The 11,327-nt window shown below is 74.5% G+C and carries 6 protein-coding genes; 4 read left to right on the forward strand and 2 right to left on the reverse strand.

Annotation, left to right across the window (positions count from 1 at the left end):
* Nucleotides 1-306: 306 nt before the first annotated feature.
* Together NBZ85_RS19645 and NBZ85_RS19650 are read right to left on the reverse strand one after the other, a co-directional pair.
* Nucleotides 307-1,524: an acyl-CoA dehydrogenase family protein gene (locus tag NBZ85_RS19645; RefSeq protein ID WP_261562377.1), complete on the reverse strand. Its 1,218-nt coding sequence runs from the start codon at nucleotides 1,522-1,524 to the stop codon at nucleotides 307-309.
* 10 nt (nucleotides 1,525-1,534) lie between these two features.
* Nucleotides 1,535-2,569, reverse strand: coding sequence for an Acg family FMN-binding oxidoreductase (locus NBZ85_RS19650; RefSeq protein ID WP_261558301.1), 1,035 nt, complete (start codon nucleotides 2,567-2,569; stop codon nucleotides 1,535-1,537).
* 265 nt (nucleotides 2,570-2,834) lie between these two features.
* On the opposite strand from NBZ85_RS19650, the gene NBZ85_RS19655 reads away from it, so the two are divergent.
* The 4 genes from NBZ85_RS19655 to NBZ85_RS19670 all read left to right on the forward strand — a co-directional run.
* A complete protein-coding gene (locus NBZ85_RS19655) occupies nucleotides 2,835-3,497 on the forward strand; it encodes an HhH-GDP family DNA glycosylase (RefSeq protein WP_261558302.1) in 663 nt (220 codons plus the stop codon).
* 500 nt (nucleotides 3,498-3,997) lie between these two features.
* The gene (locus tag NBZ85_RS19660) at nucleotides 3,998-6,616 is read left to right on the forward strand and encodes a HelD family protein (RefSeq protein ID WP_261558303.1); all 2,619 of its coding nucleotides are present in this window, start codon (nucleotides 3,998-4,000) and stop codon (nucleotides 6,614-6,616) included.
* A 52-nt stretch (nucleotides 6,617-6,668) separates the two neighbouring features.
* A complete protein-coding gene (locus tag NBZ85_RS19665) occupies nucleotides 6,669-9,590 on the forward strand; it encodes an FAD-binding and (Fe-S)-binding domain-containing protein (RefSeq protein WP_261558304.1) in 2,922 nt (973 codons plus the stop codon).
* Between the two features lie 499 nt (nucleotides 9,591-10,089).
* A partial coding sequence (locus tag NBZ85_RS19670) for a glycosyltransferase (protein ID WP_261562378.1) occupies nucleotides 10,090-11,327 on the forward strand: 1,238 nt, incomplete at its 3' end.

The raw sequence follows: 11,327 nt of genomic DNA on the forward strand, positions 1-11,327 counted from the left end.
CAGGTAGTGGCCGCGGCGGCAGCCCCTGCTTATCCAGAGGGACAAGCCGGACATGAAAGCCTCCGGATAAGCGGGGGGGCGATGACGACATCGGGTGGCGGTGTCCCCGGAGTCCCCCGGGGACACCGCGGTGGTCGGCGCCCCCGGGACCCCCCGAGTCGGGACCGGGCCGCCGCCGGCGGGCCAGCGACGCCCCCGAACGTCGGGCGCCACCGTGAGCAACCCGGTCTGGTCCGATCAAACCGCCCCGCGCCCTCGCAGACCCCGTATTTCGGCGGCTTTCGGGAAAATGACCCCCGCGCGAGGTCAGCGGATGTGCATCCCGGAGATCGCCCGGGCGATGACGAGCCGCTGGATCTCCGACGTCCCCTCGAAGATCGTGTAGATCTTGGAGTCGCGGAACATTCGCTCCACGGGATGGTCGCGGCTGTAGCCGGCGCCGCCGAGGATCTGCACCGCCTTCTCCGTCGCCCAGACCGCGACCTCGCTGGCCTTGAGCTTGCTCATCGACCCCTCGCCGGCCTCGAACGGCCGGCCGTTGTGGCCCATCCAGGCGGCCCGCCAGATGAGCAGCCGGGCCGCGTCGATCTCCATCCGCATGTCGGCGAGCGCGAAGGCAATCGCCTGGTTGAAGATGATCGGCCGGCCGAACTGCTCACGCTCACGGGCGTAGGCCAGGGCGTACTCGTACGCGGCGCGCGCGATGCCGATGGCCTGGGCCCCGACGATGGGCCGGGTGACCTCGAAGGTCGCCAGCGCGGCCTGGCCGGAGGCGCGCCGGCCGGTGCGGGCGGCGGCGAGGCGCTCGTCGAGCCGCTCCCGGCCGCCGAGCAGGCAGCGCCCCGGGACCCGCACGTCGTCGAGGAACACGTCCGCGGTGTGCGAGGCCCGCAGGCCCAGCTTGCGGATCTTGCGGGACGCGCCGAGCCCGGGGGTGCCCGGCGGGACGACGAACGCCGCCTGGCCGCGCGAGCCCAGCTCCGGGTCCACCGAGGCGACGACGACGTGGACGGCGGCGATGCCGCCGTTGGTGATCCAGGCCTTCTGGCCGCTCAGGATCCATTCGTCGGTGGCGGGGTCGTGCCGGGCCCGAACCCGCATGGCCGACACGTCCGAGCCGGCGCTCGGCTCCGAGACGCAGAACGCGGCGACCTTGGGGTCGGCTGCGTCGCCGAAGCACTGCGGTGCCCACTCGCCGATCTGTTCGGGGGTGCCGGCGGAGACGATGCCGGCGACGCCGAGCGTCGTGCCCATGATCGACATTCCGATCCCGGCATCGCCCCAGAACAGCTCCTCGGACACCAGGGGCAGCGACAGGCCGGTGGGATCCGCCCACAGGGTGGCCAGGGCGTCAAAGTCGTACAGACCGATCTTCGCCGCCTCCTGGATGATCGGCCACGGCGTCTGCTCGCGCTCGTCCCAGTCCGATGCCGCGGGGCGGACCACGTCGGCGGCGAAACCGTGCACCCAGGAACGCAGCTCCCGCTGCTCGTCGCTCAGGTCGAGCCCGAACCCCCCGCTCATCGACGCCGCGTCAGACGCGCTCGTCGGAGCCGGCGACGTCGAGGACGTCGTCGACCCGCCGCCGCGGGGTCGGGCCGAGTGGCTCGGTACCGGACCGCAGATAGCCGATCCGAAGGATCATCTGGACGTGACCCAGCCCGCCGGTGGCCCCGCGGAACTGCTCGCGCATGCCCTCGACGTCGATCGCCTGCGACATCGGCGAGGTGGCGAGGCCGAGCGCCGTCGCCGTGAGCCACACCCGCTGCATCGCCTCGCCGGCCCGCAGCCGGTCGGCGGTGGTGTCGGCATCGGTGCCGATCAGCAGGATGCCGGGCCGCTCCACGTCGTACTCCTGCAGCAGCGTGCCCGCCTGGCCGACCACGTCGAGGTCACGCAGCGGGAACTCGGACTGGCGGGGCGCGTCGGAGTGGACGACCGCGCTGCGCGGAATGCCGTCGGGAGCGGGCGCCGTCCGGCTCCACGACGCCAGCTCCTTGCGGTAGTCGTCGTTGTGCTCCTCGATCCAGTCCGCCCGCGAGAGCAGGACGCTGACCTGGACGCGCAGGCCCGGATCGGTCGGCGCGGTGAGCCAGACGCCGTGCGCCTCGGCCGCGTCGCGCAACTGGGCGATGACATCCTCGGGCAGGGGTTGGTCGTCGAAGGGACGGCGGTCGGTGTGCCGGCGGGGGATGGCTTCGACGAGAGCCCGCTCGGCGTCGTCGGCGGGCCGCTGCCCGATGATCGTGACGGTGGCCAGGCGCTTCGAGCGGAAGTCGTCGCCGTCCGCCACGAGCTCGACGGCCGGCTCCAGGCCGCGCACCCGCAGCGCCAGCCGGGCGTTGCACAGCGCCGCGCCGCAGCTGAGCAGCAGCTGCCGACCCTCGGGGTCGGCAATGTCGAGCTGACGGGAGCCGTCAGTGAGGAGGGTCAGTTCGTCCGCCTCGAGCCGCCACAGCCAGGGCTGGGTGTTGTGGATGGAGGGCGCCGCGGCGGCGGCCGCGACCACCTCCCGGGCCAGGCCGGGCGACAACGGGAGCAGTGCGGACCGCTGTGCATCGTTGGACATGTCAGCCTCCCTTCCTCTCGAGTATCTACCCCCAGCCTGCGGGACGATCGCGTTCGGGGCATGCGCCGACCGGAACCCACAGGTCGGGACCGACGGCCATGCGGCGGGAGCCGAGTGGCAGGTGTCCCGCACCTCGCCCGCCTGCTGGTACCGGCGACCTGCTGGTACCGGAGAAAGGCGATGAAATCATCTCCGAGGGCGCTGGCCGGCGGCCGGCGGCCAGCGGCGCCGGAGTGGGCGCGGGCAGCGTGGGTAGTCCCAGTGCATGGTTGGAACTGACATCGAGGCGGTGGTCGCCGAGCTGCTCACCCGCCATGGGCGGACGTACGCCGACGAGATCGACGCAGACGTGCCGGCCGACACCGCCGAGGCGATGTTCAGGCTGACCGTCTTCGCCCTGCTCGCCAGCGCCCGCATCCGGACCGCGGCGGCCGCCCAGGCCACCCGCGCGCTGATGGACGCGGGCTGGACCGACGCCGCGTCGATGGCCGAGGCGACCTGGGAGGAGCGCACCCGCGTCCTCAACCGCAACGGCTATGCCCGCTACGACGAGAGCGCCTCCCGCCAGCTCGCCGACGCCAGCCGCCACCTGTCGGAAACCTACGACGGTGACATCCGGCACCTGCGTGAGGCCGCGGACCACTTCCCGGACCGCGAGCGAGCGCTACTGCAGAAGATCAAGGGAATCGGCCCTGTGGGGGCCGACATCTTCCTGCGCGAGGCCCAGGCCGGCTGGGACGAGCTTGTCCCCTACCTCGACGAGCGGGTTCGCCGCACCGCGGGCGAGCTCGGACTGCCGACCAGCCCGCCGCAGTTCCTGGACCTGGTCGACCGCGCCGACCTGCCCCGGCTGGTCGCGGCGCTGGTCCGGGTGCGGCAGGAGCGCGACACCGGCGACCTGCGGGAGTCGGCCTCCGACCACTCCTGACTCCTCCCGTCGGGGCCACACTGCGTTCTGACCTGCACCCCCCGTTTGGCGCAGCCCAGACGGATGGGTGACCGGACGTCCCAGCCCGACGTCCGTAACCTGGAACACGCGCCGGTGCGGCGTTGCGGCCACCGTGCCCCGGGTACGGTTCGGGACGCCGTTGCCGTCGTGGTCTCCTGTCCACCCGATCCGCCGACGCAGCCTGGCCGGACGCGGGTCTGCGCGGCGGGCCGGGATGGTTCGCGGGGAGGGTGTTGTAACCTTTCTTGCTCACCGGTCCGCGCCCGGCGGGCAGGTCGGGCCATGGTCGGCGGCCGGAGTTTGCGGCCGCTTGGCCGGATCGGCTGTCGCACCGGAGCTGGGCGAGCTATGCCGGGGCGCCGTCGGCGTATCGGTGCAGTGACGTAACCTCGCGGGCCGCGGCCCGCGGGCCGACCGGCGGCGAAGCCGACGTGAGCCGAGCTAGCCATCGAACCCGAAACCGACCGGGAGGAGCGCCGGTGCCGACCATGCAGGATGTCGAGCGCGCCCGCGAACAGGCATACCTCGACACGCTGTACACCCGGCTGGACGAGGTCCGGGAGATCACCCGGGAGCAGCTGCGCGGGGTGCTGCTCAACGTCGGCACGGGCACTCCGCAGTCGATCGTCGAGCGGGACGTGTTCGCCGCGGCGCACGCCGACCGGCTCGCCCGCCTCGACGCCGCCGAGGGCCGGCTCTGCTTCGGCGCCATGGATCATGACGACGGCCGGCGCACCTACATCGGGCGGATCGGGCTGTCCGACAGCGAGCAGGAGCCCATCCTCGTCGACTGGCGCGCCCCCGTCGCCACCGCCTTCTACCGGGCGACCCTCGCCGATCCGCAGGGCCTGGTCCGCCGCCGGCACCTGCGCACCCGGGGACGGGAGGTCACCGGGATCGCGGACGACCCACTGGGGCCGACGGGGCCCGCGCCGGGCGGCGCGGTGGCGCAGTCCGGGGACTCGATGCTGCTGGAGACGCTCGCGGCGCCGCGTACCGGCCGCATGCACGACATCATCGCGACTCTGCAGGCCGAGCAGGACCGCATCATCCGGGCCCGGGCGAACGGCATCCTCGTCGTCGACGGCGGCCCGGGGACCGGCAAGACGGCGGTGGCGCTGCACCGCGCGGCGTACCTGCTGTACAACGACCGGGCCCGGCTCGACCAGTCCGGTGTGCTGATCGTGGGGCCGAGCCCGGTGTTCCTGCGGTACATCGATCAGGTGCTGCCGTCGCTCGGCGAGACCGGGGTGGTCTTCGCGACCCCCGGGCGGCTGTTTCCCGGGGTCGACGCCACCGGCACCGAACCGGTCGAGGTCGCCACTCTCAAGGGCGACCCGCGGATGGCCGAGGTCGTCGCCGGGGCGGTCCGGGACCGCCAACGCCTGCCCCACCAGGAGCTGGTGATCAACTATGACGACCACGTGCTGCGGCTCGGCCAGGACACCGTCGCCCGCGCCCGCACCCGGGCCCGCCGCAGCCGCCGCCCGCACAACTCGGCCCGGCGGGTCTTCCTGCGCGAGCTGCTCGCCGAGCTCACCACCCAGGTGGTCCGCCAGATTCCCGGCGGCCTGCTCGACGCCGACGAGCGCGGGCAGATCACCCGTGACCTGTGGGCGGAGGAGGAGATCCGGGCGGTTCTCGACGGGCTGTGGCCGCTGCTGACGCCGCAGCAGCTCATCGGCGACCTGTTCGCCGACTCGGACGCGCTCGCTCGGGCGGCGGGCAGCCGCCTGCGGCCGGCCGAACGAGCCCTGTTGCAGGACCTGCCCCCGGCCCGGGCCGGCCGGTCGCGGCCCGGCCGGTCGCTGCCCGGCGCCGGTGGGCCGCGGGCGTTGCAGGCCGGCGGCGTCGGCGGTCCGGAGGCGGTGGACGACGCCGATGACCTGTTCGCCGCGGCGAACCTGCTTCCGACCGCCGCGGGCGCTGGTTCCGCCGGTCCCCGGGCCGCGTCCAGGATTCCGGTCCCGCGCACGGGCGATCCGACCGTCACTGCCGACCGGCCCATCACGTCGCGGGCCGCCGGCGGCGGGCGGCGCTGGACCCCGGCGGACGTGCCGCTGCTCGACGAGGCAGCCGAGCTGCTCGGTGACCCCGAGGAGGAGGCGGGCCTCGAGGCGGCCCGGCGCGCCGACCGGGAGCGGGCGGAGGAACGCGAGTACGCCCGCGGCGTGGTCGACATGCTGGGCCTGGAAGGGCAGATCGACGCGGCGGCGCTCGCCGACCGCTGGTCCGGCCCGCGGGTGCGGCGCTCCGCCGCCGAGCACGCCCGCGAGGACCGCAGCTGGGCGTTCGGCCATCTGATCGTCGACGAGGCCCAGGAGGTCTCCCCGATGCTGTGGCGGCTGCTGTGGCGCCGCTGCCCGGGGCGCACGGCCACCCTCGTCGGGGACCTCGCCCAGACCGCCCGGCCGGGCGCGCCGACGAGCTGGGCGGAGCTGCTGGCGCCCGTGGTCGACGAGCGGTTCACGGTGGAACGGCTCAGCGTCAACTACCGCACCCCGCAGGAGATCATGGACGTCGCGGCGGAGGTTCTGCGTGCGCAGAACCCGTCGTTGACGGCACCGGTCTCGGTCCGCGCAGTGGGCCGCCGACCCACGGCGCTGCGGGTCGGCGATGTCGCCGTCGAGGACGTCCCCGGGCTCGCGCGGCTGCTGGGGGACGCGCCGTCCCCCGCGGGCGAGCCGTCCGCGCAGCTGCTGGCCGCCGTCGCGCATGCGGCCAGACGGGAGGCGGCGGGGGGCCCCGGCCGCGTGGCTGTGATCACGCGGCCCCGCGACGTGCTGGCCCTGCGTTCGGCGCTGATGGCCCTGCTGCCCGACCTGGCCGTCGTCGCCGACTCGGTCGACCCGGCCAGCGCCGCCGGCAACGCGTTGGATGCGCCGGTCGCGGTGCTCAGCGTGGCGGAGACCAAGGGCCTGGAGTTCGATGCGGTGGTGCTCGTCGAACCGGCCGCGCTGCTTACCGAACCGACCCGGGGCCTGGCCGACCTCTACGTCGCGCTGACCCGGGCCACCCGCTCGCTCAGCGTCGTCCACTCCGGCGAGCTCCCGCCGGTCCTGGGCGGCCTCGAACAGGAATGCCCCGACCGCCGGTGATCGGACCGCCGATCCCGTGCGGGCGGCCCGGTCCAGCGGCCAGGATGGTTGGGTGACGGGGAACGAGGACAGGTCGAGGGACCGGGCCGAGCTGGTCGTCCGGCTGCGGGCGGCGCTGGGCGAGCGGCCGGGCGCGGCCGTGTCGGCTGTCGACGCCTCCGCCCGGCGGCGGGCGGAGTACTCCTCGGACGCGTCGAACTACCGGGTGCCGCCCGCGGTGGTGGTGTTCCCGCGGGAGGTCGACGACATCGCGGCGGTCGCCGAGGTCTGCCGGGCCACGGGCACCCCGCTGACCACGCGGGGCGCCGGCACCTCGATCGCCGGCAACGCGGTCGGCCCCGGCGTCGTGGTGGACGTCAGCCGGCACCTGGACCGGATCGTCGCGCTGGACCCCGCCGCACGCACAGCCACCGTGCAACCCGGGGTCGTCCTCGACCGGCTGCAGGCCGCCGCCGGCCGCCATGGCCTGCGCTTCGGCCCGGACCCGTCCACCCACGCCCGCTGCACCCTCGGCGGGATGATCGGCAACAACGCCTGTGGCTCGCGCGCGATCGCCTACGGTCGCACCGCGGACAACGTCCTGTCCCTCGACGTGCTCGACGGCACCGGTCGCCGGCTGCGCGTCGGCGTCGGCGTCGGCGTCGGCGAGCGCGACGAGATCCCCGGGCTCGACGCGTTCGTCCGGGCGAACCTGGCGACGCTGCGCACGGAGCTCGGGCGATTTGGCCGCCAGGTGTCCGGCTACTCCCTGGAGCACCTGCTCCCGGAGCGGGGCGCGGACCTGGCCAGGGCGCTGGTGGGCACCGAGGGGACCTGCGTGGTTGTGCTCGGCGCGACCGTGCGGCTGGTGGCACCCCCGTCCGCGACCGCCATGGTGGTGCTCGGCTATCCCGACATGCCGGCCGCCGCGGACGCCGTGGTGCCGCTGCGGGCGCACGGGCCGCTGGCCATGGAAGGCATGGACGCCCGGCTGGTCGACATCGTCCGCCGCCACCGCGGGGCGGGCGCGGTGCCGGCGTTGCCGGCCGGCACCGGCTGGCTGTTCGTCGAGATCGGTGGGGACACCCCGCAGCAGGCCCTGGCGGCCGGCCGGGCGTTGGCGGCCGACGCGGGGACGGCGGCGGTCCGCGTGCTGGCGGCCGGGCCCGAGAGCCGCGCGTTGTGGCGGATCAGGGAGGACGGCGCGGGGCTGGCCGGGCGGACCGCCGACGGCGAGCCGGCCTGGCCCGGCTGGGAGGACGCCGCCGTGCCGCCCGAGCGGCTCGGCGCCTACCTGCGCGACTTCGAGGAGCTGCTGCGCGCCCACCGGCTGGCCGGGGTGCCCTACGGCCATTTCGGTGACGGCTGCGTCCACGTCCGGCTCGACCTGCCGCTCGGGGCCGCGCCGGGCCGGCTGCGCGCCTTCCTCGGCGAGGCCGCCGACCTGGTCGCCGCGCACGGTGGGTCGCTGTCGGGTGAGCACGGCGACGGCCGGGCCCGCAGCGAGCTGCTGCCCCGGATGTACTCGCCGGCCGCGATCGCCGCCTTCGCCGGGTTCAAGCACCTGTTCGACCCCGCGGACCTGCTCAACCCGGGCGTACTGGTCCGGCCCCGGCCGGTCGACGCCGACCTGCGCCTGCCCGCCGCCCGCCCGTTGCCTCTCGTCGGCGGCTTCGCCTTCGAGTCGGACGCGGGGGACTTCGGGCGGGCGGTGCATCGCTGCGTCGGGCTCGGGACCTGCCGGGCCGACACGTCGGCGGCAGGCGGGTTCATGTGCCCGTCGTTCCTGGCCACCCGGGACGAGAAGGATTCCACCCGCGGGCGGGCCCGAGTGCTGCAGGAGATGGCGAACGGGACGCTGGTCCGGGGCGGTCCCGCCGCCCGGGAGGTCACCGAGGCGCTGGACCTGTGCCTGTCCTGCAAGGCCTGCGCGCACGACTGCGCGGCCGGGGTGGACATGGCGACCTACAAGTCCGAGGTGCTGTACCGGGCGCACCGCCGCCGGATCCGGCCGGTCGGCCACTACACCCTCGGCTGGCTGCCGCGCTGGGCCCGACTCGCCGGCCGGGCGCCCGCGCTGGTCAACGCCGTGCTGTCCCGGCCCGCGGCGCGGCGGGCCCTGCTGCGCCTCGGCGGCATGGATCCCCGCCGCGACGTCCCCGCGTTCGCGGTCGAGCCGTTCAGCCGCTGGTGGCGGCAGGCGGCGCTGCGGCGAGATGGTGCGGGCCGGGACGTCGTGCTCTGGATCGACTCGTTCACCGAGTCGTTCTCGCCCGAGGTCGGCCGGGCGGCGGTCGAGGTGCTGTCCGCCGCCGGCTACCGGGTGATCGTACCGCCCGGCCCGCTGTGCTGCGGGCTGACCTGGATCACCACCGGCCAGCTCGACGGGGCACGCCGACGGCTGCGGGCGACCGTGGCCAGCCTGGCGCCGTACGTCCGCGCGGGCACGCCCATCGTCGGTCTGGAGCCGTCCTGCACCGCGGTGCTGCGCGGCGATCTGACCGGGCTGCTTCCCGACGATCCGGTCGCGGCGCAGGTGGCGGGCGGGGTGCGCACGCTGGCCGAGCTGCTGGCGGCCACCCCCGGCTGGGTGCCGCCGCGCCTCGACGGGGTGCGGGTGCTCGCCCAGCCGCACTGCCACCAGCACGCGGTCATGGGCTTCACGGCCGACCGCGACCTGCTCTCGGCGGCCGGCGCCCGGTTGGAGGTGCTCGCCGGCTGCTGTGGCCTGGCCGGCAACTTCGGGATGGAGGCCGGGCACTACGACGTCTCCGTCGCGATCGCCGAGCGGGGCATCGGCCGGGCGTCCGCGGCGGCTCCGGCCGACGCGGTGTTGCTCGCCGACGGCTTCTCCTGCCGGACCCAGGCCGCGCACGTCACCACCCGGCGCGGCCGCCATCTCGCCGAGCTGCTCGCCGTGCCCCCCTCTGTCGCCCCTGGCCCGCAGAGCCCCCGACCGTCGCAACCTGACGCGGCGGGCTCGGCGCAGGCGTAACCGGTCCGGACTCGTTCGATCCGGCCGATAGGCCCGTTTTTCGGCATTGGAACTTTTGACGGCGATGCCTTTTTTGTCCCGCCCGCGACCGCGAGCGAAGGCGGGCCGTGGGCGCCGGTAAAGGTGCGCAGGATTGTCGGGAGAAAAGTCGTGGTTTCCGCGGCGGTTGGGTCCGTCGACGGGTCGCGTAGCGGCGTCGGTTGTGTCTCGGAGTGTGCCTGGTGGGAACCCGTGCACAGCTGTCGCGACCGTACGGTAATTTTTCGCTCGGCCTCGGGAGTTGTCAGGCCGAGATCGGGCCGGGGGTGTCAGGGAAATTGGCCCGATCCGCTGTTCATTTTTTCGGCTGCAGCTGGGGGAAATTCACCATGCTCATCGGTACAACCAGGTCCGACAGACGCTGTGCCACATTGCCGGTGGCCGCCGCCACGGGTAACGGGAACCATCCGGCGCTGGTCCGCTTCCTGATAGTGCGCGGACCGGGCGGAGGCCAGCCGCGATGACGCCGACGAATGCCGGCGGTCTTCCCGACGACCTCACCGGCCTACTGCGCCGACCGGCACTGCCCCTGCCCCGCACCCCACCGGACCGGCTGGGCACCTCACCGGACCGGCTGGCCGCGCCGGGGGAGGCGGCGGTGGGAGCGGCGGCGGTGGGAGCGGCGGCGGTGGCGCCGCGACTGTCCGTCGTGGTGCCGACGCGCAACGAGGCGCACAACGTCGAACCCCTGCTGCGCCGGCTCGACGACGCGCTGCGAGGCCTTGCCAGCGAGGTCATCTTCGTCGACGACTCCGACGACGGAACGCCCGAGGCGATCGCCCGGGTCCGGCCGACGGTGGGCCTGCCGGTGCGAGTGCACCACCGCGCGCCGCGGGACCGGGTGGGTGGTCTCGGCGGCGCGGTCAGCGAGGGGTTCGCCCTGTGCGCGGCCCCCTACGCCGTGATCATCGACGGGGACCTGCAGCACCCGCCGGAGACGATCCCCGCCCTGTTCGCCGCGGCCGAGCACGACGCCGCCGATGTGGTCATCGGCAGCCGGTACGTGCCCGGCGGCAGTGCCTCCGGTCTCGCCGGGGCCACCCGTCACCTCGTCTCCACCGGCTCGAACCTGGTCTGCCGACTGGCGTTCCCGCGGCGGCTGCGTGGGGTCTCCGACGTGATGAGCGGCTTCTTCCTCGTCCGGGTGGCCGCGGTCGACCAGGCGGGGCTGCGTCCCGACGGCTACAAGATCCTGCTGGAGTTGCTGGCCACCGCCGGCCCGCTGCGCATCCGGGAGGTCGGCTACGCCTTCGCCGAGCGGCACACCGGTGCGTCGAACGCCTCGATGTCCGAGGGGGTTCGGTTCGCCCGGCGGCTGTTCTCGCTGCGGGTTCCTCGCCCGGCGCGGTTCGCCCTGGTCGGGGCGTCCGGCACCGTCCCGAACCTGCTCGGCACGGCCGTGCTGCACCATCTCGGCCTGCACTACCTGGCCGCGGCGATCCTCGCCACGCAGCTCGCGATCGCCTGGAACTTCGTCGGTTGCGAACTGCTGGTCTGGGACCGTCAGGCCGGTTCGCGGCGGCGACGCTACCCGGCGTTCGCGATCATCAACAATCTCGACCTCGTCATCCGGCTGCCGCTGCTCGCGCTGCTCGTCGGCCGGTGGGGGTTCGGCATCGGCACGGCGACCCTGCTGTCGCTGGCCGCCGCGGTGATCGCCCGCTACCTGGTGGTGGAGCGGCTGGTCTACCGCCGCCG

The sequence above is a fragment of the Frankia tisae genome (assembly GCF_025403405.1).
Lineage (GTDB): Bacteria > Actinomycetota > Actinomycetes > Frankiales > Frankiaceae > Frankia > Frankia tisai.